Annotated in this window: 12 protein-coding genes; 10 read left to right on the top strand and 2 right to left on the bottom strand. The window is 34.0% G+C overall.

What is annotated here, in order from left to right; translation table 11 throughout:
* The first annotated feature begins 1 nt into the window (after nt 1).
* The 5 genes from LNP81_RS10930 (at nt 2) to LNP81_RS10910 (ending at nt 6,739) form a co-directional block, all read left to right on the top strand.
* Complete coding sequence (locus tag LNP81_RS10930; protein WP_230035748.1) at nt 2-3,061, top strand: DNA polymerase III subunit alpha; 3,060 nt, start codon at nt 2-4, stop codon at nt 3,059-3,061.
* Nucleotides 3,062-3,260: 199 nt separating this feature from the next.
* A complete protein-coding gene (locus LNP81_RS10925; RefSeq protein ID WP_230035747.1) occupies nt 3,261-4,640 on the top strand; it encodes an exonuclease domain-containing protein in 1,380 nt (459 codons plus the stop codon).
* A gap of 47 nt (nt 4,641-4,687) precedes the next feature.
* Entirely contained in the window at nt 4,688-5,488 is an 801-nt protein-coding gene (gene xth / locus LNP81_RS10920) for an exodeoxyribonuclease III (RefSeq protein WP_230035746.1), read from the top strand.
* Nucleotides 5,489-5,495: 7 nt separating this feature from the next.
* Nucleotides 5,496-6,122 (top strand): alpha-ketoglutarate-dependent dioxygenase AlkB family protein, encoded by a 627-nt coding sequence (locus LNP81_RS10915; protein ID WP_230035745.1) that lies wholly within the window; start codon nt 5,496-5,498, stop codon nt 6,120-6,122.
* Nucleotides 6,123-6,277: 155 nt separating this feature from the next.
* On the top strand, nt 6,278-6,739 hold the full coding sequence (locus tag LNP81_RS10910; RefSeq protein WP_230035744.1) for a DUF1810 domain-containing protein: 462 nt from the start codon (nt 6,278-6,280) through the stop codon (nt 6,737-6,739).
* Between the two features lie 274 nt (nt 6,740-7,013).
* Here LNP81_RS10910 and LNP81_RS10905 read toward each other — a convergent pair whose 3' ends face one another.
* Complete coding sequence (locus LNP81_RS10905; protein ID WP_230035743.1) at nt 7,014-8,426, bottom strand: APC family permease; 1,413 nt, start codon at nt 8,424-8,426, stop codon at nt 7,014-7,016.
* A 355-nt stretch (nt 8,427-8,781) separates the two neighbouring features.
* Here LNP81_RS10905 and LNP81_RS10900 point away from each other — a divergent pair, with 355 nt between their 5' ends.
* From LNP81_RS10900 to LNP81_RS10880, 5 genes are all read left to right on the top strand, one after another.
* On the top strand, nt 8,782-9,342 hold the full coding sequence (locus LNP81_RS10900) for a hypothetical protein (RefSeq protein WP_230035742.1): 561 nt from the start codon (nt 8,782-8,784) through the stop codon (nt 9,340-9,342).
* Nucleotides 9,343-9,376: 34 nt separating this feature from the next.
* On the top strand, nt 9,377-9,991 hold the full coding sequence (locus tag LNP81_RS10895; protein ID WP_230035741.1) for a hypothetical protein: 615 nt from the start codon (nt 9,377-9,379) through the stop codon (nt 9,989-9,991).
* Between the two features lie 111 nt (nt 9,992-10,102).
* The gene (locus LNP81_RS10890; RefSeq protein WP_230035740.1) at nt 10,103-10,513 is read left to right on the top strand and encodes a DUF5958 family protein; all 411 of its coding nucleotides are present in this window, start codon (nt 10,103-10,105) and stop codon (nt 10,511-10,513) included.
* Nucleotides 10,514-11,026: 513 nt separating this feature from the next.
* Nucleotides 11,027-12,322, top strand: coding sequence for a sensor histidine kinase (locus LNP81_RS10885; protein WP_230035739.1), 1,296 nt, complete (start codon nt 11,027-11,029; stop codon nt 12,320-12,322).
* 1 nt (nt 12,323) lies between these two features.
* Nucleotides 12,324-12,707, top strand: a complete 384-nt coding sequence (locus tag LNP81_RS10880) for a response regulator (protein WP_230035738.1) — start codon at nt 12,324-12,326, stop codon at nt 12,705-12,707.
* A gap of 10 nt (nt 12,708-12,717) precedes the next feature.
* Here LNP81_RS10880 and LNP81_RS10875 read toward each other — a convergent pair whose 3' ends face one another.
* Nucleotides 12,718-14,442 carry a peptidoglycan endopeptidase gene (locus LNP81_RS10875; protein ID WP_230035737.1) on the bottom strand — a complete coding sequence of 575 codons (1,725 nt, stop codon included), beginning with the start codon at nt 14,440-14,442 and terminating at the stop codon, nt 12,718-12,720.
* Nucleotides 14,443-14,850 lie beyond the last annotated feature (408 nt).

The raw sequence follows: 14,850 nt of genomic DNA, 5'->3' as shown, positions 1-14,850 counted from the left end.
CATGTATCTCAATTGTCATTCTTTTCATTCTCTGCGTTACGGCACAATTCCTCTCGATAAACTCGTTGAGCAAGCCGTTTTGTATGATATAAAAGCTATGGCACTTACTGATATTAATACCGTTACCGGAATTTACGATTTTATGAGAGCTTGCGAATCCAAAGGAATTAAACCTCTTGTGGGAATGGAATTTCGATCTAATCATCAATTCCGATATATTGGCTTAGCCAAAAATGCCAGCGGACTTGGCGAAATGAATCGTTTTTTGACGGATCATAATTTTAGCGGAGAATCTTTGCCATTGATTGCTCCGGAATTTGATTCGGTTTTTGTGATTTATACTTTAGAAAATGCTCCTGAATTTCTTCGTGAAAATGAGTTTATCGGAATTCGTCCGGATGAAGTTTTAAGACTTCTTACTTCGGAACATAAAAACAAAATAGCCAAAATGGTGGTGTTACAATCAGTGACTTTTAGCAATAAAAGAGAATTTAATCTGCATAAAATTCTACGAGCGATTGACACGAATATCATTTTATCGAGATTAACGGAATCTGATTATTGCAGGACTTCGGAGAAAATGCTGCCTTTAGAAGATCTTTTACCATTTTATGAAAGTTATCCTGAAATCATTGCTAACACGCAAAGAATAATCGATTCTTGTAATTTTCAATATGATTTTTCAATTAAAAGAAATAAAAAATTCTTTACTGGAAGTCGCGAGAGTGATCTCAAAAAACTAACAGAATTGGCCGAAAAAGGTTTCGAATGGCGTTATGAAAAAGAAAACACAATTGCTCGAAAACGTGTAGAAAAAGAACTAAAAGTCATTGATGAATTACAATTCAGCGGTTATTTTTTAATCACTTGGGACATTGTCAGATACAGCAACAGTAAGGGATTTATGCACATTGGCCGAGGCAGCGGCGCCAACAGTATTATCGCTTATTGTTTAGGAATTACCGATATCTGTCCAATCGAACTCGATCTGTATTTTGAACGTTTTCTAAACTTAAATCGAAAAAGTCCGCCTGATTTTGATATTGACTGGAGCTGGAAAGAGCGTAATACAATTTTAGAATATATCTTCGAAAAATATGGAAAAGACCATGTTGCTTTTTGCGGAACCAATGTCGAATTCAAACATCGTTCTATTTTTAGAGAAGTCGGCAAAGTGTTTGGTCTTCCAAAAGAAGAACTGGATATGCTGGCCAAAAATCCTATGGCCTTACACGAAACCAATTCTATCGTAAAACTGGTTCAGGAATACAGCCTGATGATGAATAAATATCCGAATCAGCGAAGTATGCACGCTTGCGGAATTATAATTTCTGAAGAACCAATTACGGATTATACGCCGCTTGAAATGCCTCCAAAAGGATTTCCTATCGTACTTTTCGATATGCATATTGCAGAAGAAATTGGTTTTGATAAATTCGATATTCTGAGTCAGCGTGGGATTGGTCATATTGATGACAGCGTAAAACTCATTGAGAAAAACCGAGGAATCAAAGTGGATATTCGCAATACTTCGATCTCTAAAGATGAAGCCGTTTGCAATGTTCATTTGGCACAAGGCCGAACTATCGGCTGTTTTTATATCGAAAGCCCGGCTATGCGCGGATTACTGAGACGTTTAAATTGTGATAATTATAAAATTCTGGTAGCGGCTTCTTCTATTATTCGTCCAGGAGTAGCACAATCCGGAATGATGAAAGAATATATTTTCCGTCATAATCATCCGGATGAGTTTCAATATTTCCATGAAGTTTTTAAGGAGCATCTGGGTGAAACCTACGGGATTATGGTGTATCAGGAAGATGTGATTAAAATTGCTCAGCATTATGGCGGATTGCCCGCTCCTGATGGTGATATCCTGCGTCGCGCCATGTCTGGAAAAGGCCGTTCTATGGAGGCTTTACAAAAAGTAAAAGACAACTTTTTTGCCTGTTGTGCAGAGAAAGGACATCCTGAAGCGCTGAGTCAGGAAATTTACCGCCAAATTGAATCCTTTGCCGGATTTTCGTTTTGCAAAGCGCACTCGGCTTCTTATGCTGTTGAGAGTTATCAGAGCTTGTATCTCAAGATCAATTATCCTGTAGAATTTATGACAGCCGTAATCAATAATCAGGGTGGTTTTTACAGAACCGAAGTATATATACACGAAGCCCGAATGTCTGGCGGAACAATTCATAACCCGTGTGTGAATAAAAGCGAATACCAAACTACGATTTACGGAACTGATATTTATCTCGGCTTTATGCATTTGCAGAGTTTAGAATCTAAAACGGCTCATTTAATAGAATCAGATCGGGAGAAAAATGGAGATTTTCTTTCTTTGGAAGATTTCATCAATCGCATTCCAATTGGGATTGAAAGCATGAAAATCCTGATTTTTATAGATGCTTTTCGTTTTACGGGAAAAACCAAAAATCAGCTTTTGGTTGTTGCCAGTTTACTTTTAAACAATTTCAAACCCGAAAACAGAAGTTTGATGCTGCTGCAGGAACCTGTAAAAGAGTACAAGCTCCCTACTTTAGAACGTTCTTTATATGAAGATGCTTTTGATGAAATCGAATTACTGAGTTTCCCCGTATCCTGTACCGTTTTTGATTTGCTTCAAACCAAACATCGCGGCGATATTATGGCTAAAGATTTAGTGATTCATCATAAAAAACAAGTCCGAATGCTGGCGTATTTAATTTCCAGAAAACAAGTTCCCACCAAAAAAGGCAATATGTATTTCGGAACGTGGATCGATCATGAAGGTACTTATTTTGATACGGCTCATTTTCCGGATTGTCTGGCACAATTTCCTTTTCAGGGCGGAGGTTGCTACCTGCTTTTAGGAACTGTCGAGGTCGATTATCATTTCCCGACGATCACAATTTCCAAAATGGCCAAAATGCCTTTTATTCCTGATCCGCGTTATATGGATGCTAAAGATCAATATAAAACACAGCGTTTAATCAAAGAAGATGTGAGTCCTACGCATCGGGAACCTTATCCGCAAGGACATGAAATTAATTTACCCCGACACCGAATGAAATTTCAAAACTAAAAATCGTTGAACATAATTTTTAAACACATAGAAACATAGTTTTAAAATAATAAAAAAGGCGTTTCACTTGTCTAAATACACATAGCTATGTGAGAAAATCATGATTTTATAAAAGGATCTTATATTTAAAAATTAAACCTATGTTTCTATGTGTTAAACATTTAAACGACACAAGAAGAAATTACGTTATATTAAAAAGATGAAAAAGCAAGAATATGCCATAGTAGATATCGAAACCACCGGTGGAAACGCCAGTGGCAGCCGCATTACAGAAATTGCGATCATCATTCATGACGGAGAAAACGTGATTGATCGTTATGAAACGCTTGTGAATCCCGAAAAAGAAATCCCGATTTCAATTTTTGCCTTAACAGGAATCAATAATGAAATGGTAGCTAATGCACCCATCTTCGATGATATTTCAGATAAAGTGCTGGAAATGCTTACTGATCGTGTTTTCGTTGCCCACAATGTCAACTTTGATTATTCGTTCGTTCGCCATCAACTCGAACAAGCGGGTTTTAAATGGACAGCCAGAAAGTTATGTACCGTTCGCGCAGCTAGAAAAATTAGACCCGGTTTTGCATCGTACAGTTTAGGAAAACTTTGCAATTCACTAGATATCCCTTTAGAAAATCAGCATCGTGCCGGCGGAGATGCAGCGGCCACGGCTATATTATTTTCGCGATTACTCGAATGGGATGATGAAGGGCATATCGAAAAAATGATCAAAAACACCTCACAGGATCAGCGTTTACCACCTAACCTTCCACCGGAAGATTTTAATAATTTACCCGAAAAACCCGGTGTCTATTATTTTCATAATGAAGTCAAAAAGGTAATTTATGTTGGAAAAGCCATCAACTTAAAAAAACGCGTTGCCTCTCATTTTAGCGGTCATAAGATCAATCCACAAAGACAGCATTTCTTAAGGGACATACATTCCATTTCTTTTGAAGTCTGTGGCAACGAATTAATGGCGCTACTTTTAGAATGTACCGAAATCAAGCACCTTTGGCCCACTTACAACAGGGCTTTAAAACGTTTTGAACCGAAATACGGACTTTATCAATATGAAGCCCGCAACGGATACAAATATCTGGCAATTGGGAAACTCAATAAATTTCAATCGTGCATTGAGCATTTCAGCAGCATACACGAAGGAACAAATACATTGCGAAGCCTGGCAGAACGATTTGAAATCGATTATAGGTTTTGCAAATATTTAAGACCTGAAGATGGAGAAATATTTAAAAATAATGATATAACAGATTTACCAGAGGTTTCAGTTCACAATGAGCAAGTCGACAATGCTATTGAGTTTTTATTGGGTAACAGACCCACTTTTGCAATTATAGAAAAAGGAAGAACATCACAAGAACGCAGTTGTATCTGGATCGAAAACGGTCATTTTTATGGTATGGGATATATTCCGCTAGATGTTGCGATTACAGATCCGTCAGAAGTAAAAAATTATGCTACGCCTTATAAAAGCAATCAATACATTGTGCAATTGATTTTTGCTTACGCCGAAAAAAATCCGCGTAAAGTATTCTTTAACAAACAGTTTCTGAAATAAGAATAGGAAGTTGTGTAAATATAAAGGCGCAAAAAGCTGTAAATTTAATGATACAACTAATTAAATCTACTATGAAAATAGCTACTTATAACGTAAACGGAGTCAACGGACGATTGAATGTTTTATTGAAATGGCTTGAAGAAACCACTCCGGATATTGTGTGTCTGCAGGAATTAAAAGCGCAACAGGACAATTTCCCTGTTAAAGCAATTAATGATGCCGGTTACAATGCGATTTGGCACGGACAAAAACAATGGAATGGCGTTGCGATTCTGGCGCGTAATATGGAGATTGACGAAGTAACGCACGTTCTTCCGGGAGACGACGAAGATGTTCAAAGTCGTTATATCGAAGCTTTGATAAACGGAATTGTGGTTGCCTGTCTTTATCTGCCAAACGGAAATCCTGCCCCGGGACCAAAATTAGAATATAAACTAAAATGGTTTGATCGTCTGGCTGATCGTGCAGCAACACTTTTGAGTTTAAAAGTTCCGGTCATATTGGTTGGAGATTATAATGTGATGCCAACAGAACTAGATGTTTATAAACCGGAAAAATGGGTAAACGATGCCCTTTTTCTACCTGAAGTTAGAAAAGCTTTCAAGGATATTGTTTCACAGGGATGGACAGATGCGATTCGAACTTTATATCCTAATGAGAAAATTTACACTTTTTGGGATTATTTCAGAAAGGCTTATGAGCGGGATGCCGGCCTTAGAATTGATCATTTTTTATTAAGTCCGCAATTAGCAAAAAAACTAATTTCCGGAGGAGTTGACCGCCATGTGCGGGGATGGAAAAAAACAAGCGACCATGCTCCGGTATGGATTGAAATTGACACAAAATAACCAAACAATGACACTATTTAGCGATACCGAATTATTTGCCACTGGTCTGGCAGGAAAAAAAGTATTTGACCTGCCGGATGCAGAAATTATTTTGATCGATAATTTCTTCACCAAAGAAGAATCTGATCGCTTTTACGAAAGAATACTCCACAAGACCAAATGGAGAGAATATGAAATGGAAATTTATGATAAAACCTATACTGTTCCCCGAATGATTTCCTGGTATGAAGACAAGGATAATCCCGGTGCAGACCAAAACGGACCTGACTGGACTTATGAATTATTGACTATCAGAGGCAGGGTCGAAAAAGAAACCCAGCTTGATTTTAATAGTCTTCTCCTAAATTTATACCGAGACGGAAATGATGGTGTTGGCTGGCACAGCGACAAAGAACACAATACAGGACCAAACCCGGTTATTGCTTCGGTAACTTTTGGCGAAACCAGAATGTTCAAACTCCGTCATAAATTTAGAAAAGAGATTCCGCAAATAGAGATTCCATTGCATCACGGATCCTTTTTATTAATGGCAGGAACAACCAATAGTTTTTGGCAGCATCATGTCCCTAAAACAGCCAAAAATGTATTGCCAAGAATAAATTTAACCTTTAGAAGAACCAATCGAAGTGAATGATTATAAATCGCTCAAAATGAGTTTTTTTTCATTACAAAACGACGAGGAAAATTCCTCCTCTAAAAGTTAAAATACTCAGTACATGAACCTTTTATTAGGCAGAACCTATCTTTTTTACTATTTTTGCAACCTTTTTTTATATATACATTACCACAATGGCTTATTCAAACAATGATTTATTGCGTTTTTTAGATGCGCAAAACAAACTTTATCTTACTGCTCTTTCTGAAATCAAAAAAGGTAAAAAAGAAACACACTGGATGTGGTTTATTTTTCCTCAGATTAAAGGATTGGGTAAGAGTGATACTGCGAATTATTACGCCATTAACGATCTAAAAGAAGCTACCGAATTCCTTGAACATCCCATTCTTGGAAAACATCTTATAGAAATTTCTGAGCTATTTTTGACTTTCAGAAGAAAATCAGCTGATGGAATTTTAGGAGATCTGGATGCGCGTAAATTACGTTCTTCTATGACGCTTTTTTCTTTGGTAGAAAATACAAATTCTGTATTCCAGGAAGTATTAGAAGCTTTCTTCTCCGGAGAATCAGATCCGCTTACTTTGTCTATTATTAATTCATCTATAAAATCTTCTCTTGAAACTGAAATGGCATAATCGCCACTAACATTCATTAGATTATTTACATTTAAGACACTACATTTTTTGCTTTGGCAAATTGGTAGTGTCTTTTTTTTATTTCTGCCACGAAGACACAAAGGCTCAAAGTTTAATTTTATAAGTTCAACTATATAAGCTTATTTTTTTCAATCATTTTAATCCTTTCATCTGTGGCAAAAATTATTTCATAAAAAAATGCCCTGCTAAAAAAACAAGGCATTTATCTTTATAAAAACTTAGAAACTTAGTATCTCAGCAATTTAGTATCTCTTTAAGATTCTTTTGGTTTCGTCAAGTAATATACAGGAATACCTGTTAGCATAATCAAAACTCCCCAACCACAAGTCGAGAATTTTGTGATTAATAACGAGATACAAATTGCACTTGCAATCACGATGTACAATAAAGGCAGAAACGGATATCCAAAAGCTTTATAAGGTCTTTCTACATCTGGCATTTTTTTACGTAAAATAAAGATTCCGTAGATCGTTAAGATGTAAAAAATCAAAACAATGATGATGACGAAATCTAATAAATCTCCGTATTTTCCTGTAAGACACAGAGCCGAAGCCCATATACATTGCGCCCATAAAGCCCATGATGGCACGCTGAATTTATTTAGGACAGCTGCTTTTTTAAAGAATAAACCATCAGTTGCCATTGTATAATATACTCTCGCACCCGCCATGATTAATCCGTTGTTACACGCAAAAGTCGAAATCATAATCATGATCGCAATAATCAGTGTTCCAATATTACCAAAGATATATTGTGAAGCCACAACTGCTACCCTATCAGATTTTGCTGTTGCAATTTCGTCTAACGGAATCACTGCCAAATACATCAAATTGGTCAAAACATAAATAATGGTCACAATAAAAGTTCCTAAAAATAAACTGAAACCAACGTTACGTTTCGGGTTTTTAATTTCTCCCGCAATAAACGTTACACCATTCCAGGCATCACTAGAAAATAAAGACCCAACCATCGCAGCCGAAATTCCGCTAATCAGAGCCGTTCCGCTAATTGGCAGCCACGAACCGGTATCTTTATTAAACGAACGTGTTGTCCATGCATCTGCCCAGTTGGCATCCCAAACCGAAGCTTTCGCGGCTAATGTTAGTCCGAAAACGATCAAACCCAACAACGATAAAATTTTGATAATCGTTAGAACCGTTTGCAGAATTTTTCCGTTTTTAACACCGCGGCTATTAATAAAAGTTAGTAAAACAATCGTCAGGATCGAAACAATCTGAGCAGCATTAAGTTTAAAAGAACCTAATTCATACAAGATATTTTCGTCGCTAAAAGGTTCGTACAGATACGATGCAAACTTAGAGAAAGCCACACCTACAGCAGCTATAGTTCCAGTCTGAATTACCGCAAAAAAACTCCAGCCATACAAAAAGGCTATTAATTTGTTGTACGCTTCTTTCAGGTAAACGTATTGTCCGCCCGCTTTTGGGAACATCGCACTCAACTCGCCATAACTCACCGCAGCAATAATAGTAATCAATCCAGAGATGAGCCAAATCAGTGTTAGCCATCCTGCAGAACCTACTTGTCTCGCGATATCGGCACTCACGATAAATATTCCAGATCCTATCATAGAGCCTACCACAAGCATGGTTCCGTCTAATAATCCGAGTTCTCTTTTAAAATTTTCCTGATCGTTTTCTTGCATTGGTTTTGTTTTTTTGGGTTGGTTAAAGATATACTTTTTTCTGAAATTTTAGATTTTAGATTGTTGATTTTAGATTCTTATTAAAAGCCTCATTCTGAACGATCATATTACTAAATAAGGACAGTTTTTTTAACCTAAAATTGTCAAATTCCAAAATCTAAATTCCAAAATCCAACAATCTAAAATCTAAAATCTAAAATCTAAAATTGGACGTGTCCCTTCGGGTCGGGCTTTCGGCTAAATTCCCGATTAACAAAAACTACGGCTAAAAAGCCTTGTTTTTCTAAATCGGGAGATACCGCCTCTATCCCTCACGCAAATTCTGGTTTATAATACAAGTTTAAATAAAAATTACATGACTCTTCTTTTACAACTTTATCAATTAAAAACAATAATTCAATACCTTCGGAACTTATTTCAAAAAACAAAAATGGCCTTTACCCTTTTCTTAAATAAAACATCTGTTTTTCAATCAGAACTTCCTTATGAGCAATTAATTCAAGTTTTAAAAGAAAATACTTTTGAAGGGATTTTAAGCAGCACAGCACACCAAACAAATAAAAAATTCATTGGAGAAATTGATAATTACCGATTTAAAATTATCTCAGCTCAACCAAAAACTGCTATGTTTTGTGTTTTTGAAGGAAAAATAGAAGAATCAATCAATCCCAAAATTTCAATTACGAAAAGATTTCATACTAGTTTTAAATGGCTTTATGTATTTTGGGTTATAAGCTTACTTACTGTAATTTTTATCTCTACTCCAACGTTAGAAAAAGCAATTAGCCAAGCTATTCCATTCCTGATAATCGCATTAGCAATCAGATACTTCATTATAAAACTACTTTTTAGAACAGCGGAAAAAAATGGAATTGAAACATTAGAAAATCTTCTAAAACTAAAAGAAATCGATTAAAAATCATATTCAAAAATTAAACAAGTTCTCGCTTATGAATTTCGAAACATTACTTTTAACTGTATTTTTTTTAATGGGTATATTTTTTGTCTTTAAATGGCGTAAAGGCTGGAATCAGAATTACGTACCCAGTAAATTTTCAGCAAGAATAATAAAAGAAGCTGTAGGCTATAATGGCACAAGATTTCTTGTTGGTTTAGTCGGAGCAATTTTGATTATAATTCCTATGTTGATTTTTGCAAACCAGGTTTTAGGAATATCTCTTCCTCATCGGGCAACATCCAAAAGTAATATTGTATTCATAGCTGCTAAACCAGATGAAAATCGATCCTTATATTCTCCTGGTGGAGATCGATATGGAGATTTACAGTCAATTACAGATCACATAAAATATAGCAATCCTGAAATTAGAAATACTTATTTTAAAATTAGTTTTAAAGATAATTACTTAAATGAATTGCCTTTAATAACTTTTGAATTACAAAATCTGGAAGAAATTGATTTGTCTAATAATGATATTGAATACCTGCCAATCGACAAGCTAAAAAGCTTGAAAAAGCTTCGTAAAATAATTTTGACAAATAATCCTGTTTCGCCTGAAAACTTAAATCAAATCAAGCAATTACAGCACATTCAAATTATAAAATAAAGACAATATTTAGTTTTTCTCCAAATTAAAAAAATACAAACTTTGTATTTATGAACTCACCAAAATTAATGTCGATATATTATCTTAATCATAGTAAATAACTGTTTGTGTATGTACCAAATGTCTCAAAAAGAACTAGTAATCAACAAAGTAGCCCAAGATAAAATAGATTTTAATCTTGGCATACAGCTTTTATTAGAAGACCCGGAATATGATTTCAAAGAACTTTTTACAACTTTAATAAATTGTATATTCAACGCTATTCCTGAAAAAACGCATTATAATACAGAAACGTATCAAAATGCCCTGAATACAATTCCTTTAAAACCAACCTATACCCCTATTGTACTTTTAAAAAGGTTCCCAACACGAATTGCTTTTTATAAATTAGCAGCACTTCCTGAAAACGAAAATATAAAAACTATAACTTCATTACTTTGGATTTTTAAAGTAACCGACACTGAAAGAAGAAGTAGGGAATGTAAAAATGGCTGCGGACATTTTTGGCATGAAATGGAATAAAAAAGAATAAATAGTTAAACAAAAAAAGCACTTATTCTAAGATTTTATTTACTTCTGCAATTTTTTCATTTCTAAATTAATCTTTGCTTATTACAATCTGCAATACTCCGCCAAAATTATTAAAAACAACAACAAGCTACACAAAATCAACAAATTAGACTACAAAACAATTTTAAAAATAAATTTAACAAGAAAAAAAAGCTTATTTGTAAAACTATATTCTTTTTTTATTAAATTTATAAAAATGATAATTGATTGATAAACGTAAACATTTCATTAACAATTGTTCACTTTTAAAATACACACATAATCGACCCCAAACGATTATAAATATTGAAGAATAAAACAAAAACAAAAGACTTTTTACAAGGCCACTAACCTACTAATTTGAAAATTATGTCTAAGAATCCGTTTTTTAAAAACATACGTTTTCCTAATGTTTTTATTCTTCTCATAATTGTATTTGTTTCTTGTGCCTTACTTATTTGTATCAATTTTTTTACCATCAAAATTTTGTCTGCCAACAGAGCCTATGTCAATGGAGAATCACATTACTCTAAAGGACAAAAGGACGCTTCCAGACACCTCATCACCTATCTTTATACCAAAGATGAAAAACAATGGAAATTATATTTAGAAGAATTAGAAGTTCCTCAAGGTGATGGCATTGCCCGAAAAACACTTTTAAAAGTGGGCGATAATAAAGTCGCCCGAAAAGGATTTTTAATTGGGCGAAATCATAAAGACGATCTAGATGATCTTGTTTGGTTATTTGTCAATTTTCAGCAGGTATCTTTTTTAGCCAAAGCGATTGACGAATGGGGAAAGGGCGATGAACTTATTTTCAAATTATTTATCGTTGGTCACGAAATAAATGCTCAGATAAAATATAATCTTTTAACCCCATCCAGTCAGAAAAATTTCTTAAACCAAATTAGTTCCATCAGTGATAAACTTACGATTAACGAACGCAACTTCTCGAATACTTTAGGCGAAGGAACTCGTAAAATTAAAAGCCTTTTGATCATTACCAATATTGTATTTATTTTAATTATTGTACTAAGCGTATGCACTTATTATTCTATAATGGTGAAACGATTGCTTGTTTCTAAAAAAGAAATCGAGGTTAAAAATGAAAATCTTATTGTAGTTAATCGTGAATTAGACCGATTTGTCTACAGCGCATCACACGATTTGAGATCTCCTATCACATCCTTAAAAGGTTTAATTGAAATTACTCAGCTAGAAGATGATATTGACCAAATTAAGAGTTATTTGGGATTAATGCACCAAAGCCTGACCAAACAGGATCAATTTATAATCGACATTATAGACTATTCTAAAAACAAAAGAAAACAAGTTGTGATGGAACCTGTGAGTCTACAGGAATTATTTGATGAAGCAATCTCTCAATTAATGCATATCGAAAATGCCAACCGAATCACTTTTACTCAGGAATTATTAGTAGATAAAATTCAGAGTGATGAATTGCGTTTAAAAATTATTATTTCCAATTTACTTTCGAATGCTATAAAATATGCCGACATCAACAAACAGGAAATGTTTATCAATGTTAAAACCTATTTCGAAGAAGGTTATAATAAAATTGAGGTAACTGATAACGGAATTGGAATTAAAGAAGAATTTAAAGATAATATTTTTGAGATGTATTTTGGTACAAACAAAAATAAAGGTTCCGGATTAGGGCTCTATATTGTAAAAGAAGCTGTCGAAAACATACAAGGAAATATTTCTGTATTCTCTGAAAGTACTATTGGAAGCAAGTTCACTGTAACAATTCCTAATTAATATGCAACTGAAGCCTATATTTCTGGTTATTGAGGACAATTTAATTGATCAGCTTGTGATTACTCAATTATTAAAAAAAGTACTGGAAATCGATCAAATTGTTATGGCTAATAATGGCAAAGAAGGAATTGAGTGGCTTATTGCTCAAAAAAAGATTGAGTCTTTAATTATTTTATTAGACATACAAATGCCAATAATGAATGGTTTTGAATTCCTGTATGCTTTTGAGAAACTAAATAAAGAGATCAGGAAAGAAATTCAAATTTACGTGCTTTCATCTACCTTAGATCCTGACGAACTTGAACACATTAGTAAAAATGATAATGTAACAGGATTTTTGAATAAACCTTTTCCAATTGAGGAATTTAAAAGAAAATTTACCTGAAAATTTTACTTTATTGTAAAATACGATTTACCTGAGTAAAGGTTCTTTGATAATACGGTTCTTTTGTCGAAGAAATTATTACACCGCCATGAGTTGAGGAATGTACAAATTTAATTTCTCCATCGGCTACTTCAACCACCATTCCGACATGATTGATTTGTCGTCTTCCGTTGGTTCTAAAGAAAATTAAATCTCCTTTTTGAGCTTCCTCTGTACCGACTTTAAAACCAACACGAGATTGCTCAATAGAACTTCTTGGCAATTTTATATCAAAATTATTAAACGTACAAATCATTAATCCTGAACAATCAAAACCAGCTTTTGTGGTTCCGCCCGACCGGTAACGAGTTCCTATGTTTTCGGTTGCATTAACCACCAATTGATTTACTAAATCTGAATGATTGCTAACTCTAAAAATTGTAGTTGTATCTTTTTCAACTGCTGAATTATCTGCCACCTGCGAAGCATCTGATAAACCGTCATTACTTTGTGGGGTTGTTATTGAAGATGCCGCATCGGCCTTTTCTTTTGAGGTATTAATCTTCAGCATATAGCCAACAGGCAATTTCCCTTTAATAAATGGATTCTGTCGCTCTAATTCTGCAACAGTTATTCCGTATTTTTTTGCAATGGCATATTTTGTTTCTTTTGGCTGTACCTCAACCACTACTTCAACATTTTTTGCAGGTACAATTTCCGGCTTTGCTTCATCAGTTTTAATCTTATTATCTGAAGTAAGAACAGGGTTTTCAGCAATCTGAGTTTGAGATGCAATAGCAGTATCTTTTATTTCCTGATTGGCTTTTTCTTTTGAAGTTTTAATTTTTAGAAGATAACCAACCGGAAGTTTTCCTTTGATAAATGGATTTTGCTTCTCCAGTTCTGCAACAGTTATCCCGTATTTCTTGGCAATGGTATATTTTGTTTCGTTTGGCTTTACCTCAACAACTATTTCGGCATTTTTGTCCGATACAATTTCCGGCTTTACTTCACTCGTTTTACCTTTATTCTCTAAAGTTGTGGCGGTTTTATCAGCGATTTGAGTTTGAGATGCAATAACAGCATCTTTTACTTCCTGATTTGCTTTTTCTTTTGAAGTTCTAATTTTCAGAAGATAACCAACCGGTAGTTTTCCTTTAATAAATGGATTTTGCTTCTCTAGTTCTGCAACCGTTATTCCGTATTTTTTGGCAATCAGATATTTTGTTTCTTTTGGTTTTACCTCAACAACAACTTCTACATCTGTTGAAGGAATTATTTCCGGATTTTCTATGTTCTGATTTTTCTTTGTATTCTTTTCAGTCGCTACAACAGCATTAGACGGAATAGCAAGCTTCTGTCCTATTTTTAGATCTTCACTTTCGAGCGATGGATTTGCTTTTTTTAAATCATCAACAGAAACATTGTATTTTTTTGAAATTAACCAAAGATTTTCTTTTTCCTGTACTTCGTGCAGACCTGAATTTGAAGTTGTTGCGGGAGTTGTATTGGCAACTATTTCAGTTTTTTTTGTAGTAACCTTTTTATTGGTATTCGGAATTAAGAGAACCGAATTTAATTTTAAAACTTTAGGAGCATCAGGGTTGGCATCTTGAATATCTTTGGTTTTTACACCATATTTTTTAGCAATTACAGATAGGTTTTCTCCTTTTGATATTTTGTGCTTGATAAACTTTTCCTGAGAAAAAACACCAACACTGAAAAAAAACAACACTATAATTAATCTAACAACCATACCTATTAAAGTTTAATGAATACTTCTTTAAGTTTAAATAATATAACTTTTAGTCTGAATAATATAAACTAGAAAAACACAAATATATTACCTAAAAGGCGAATTTAACTTTTTAATGTAAAAGATACACGTTTTTTAACAACAAATTTACCCCGAATTAATCCTCTACTATTAAAAATCACGCCAACTCTTTGAAATCAGGTCTTTTATAAATAATCTCTTTTTTTATAAAAGCTAACACAAATTAGGCAAGAGAAAAAAAATATTCGTCTCAAAATATATTCTTGTATGTTGTTGAGGAATTATTACGCTGTAATTTATTAAAATTTCGAACTAATTTTATCTCACCGTACTTTCTCGGCACAAAATTTGTGCGAATATTTTTAGAAATACCAATTAACTTTTATC

The organism is Flavobacterium piscisymbiosum (genome assembly GCF_020905295.1).
GTDB lineage: Bacteria > Bacteroidota > Bacteroidia > Flavobacteriales > Flavobacteriaceae > Flavobacterium > Flavobacterium piscisymbiosum.
Note: the sequence above shows the minus strand (reverse complement) of the source record. Positions and strands in the feature narration are given on the sequence as shown.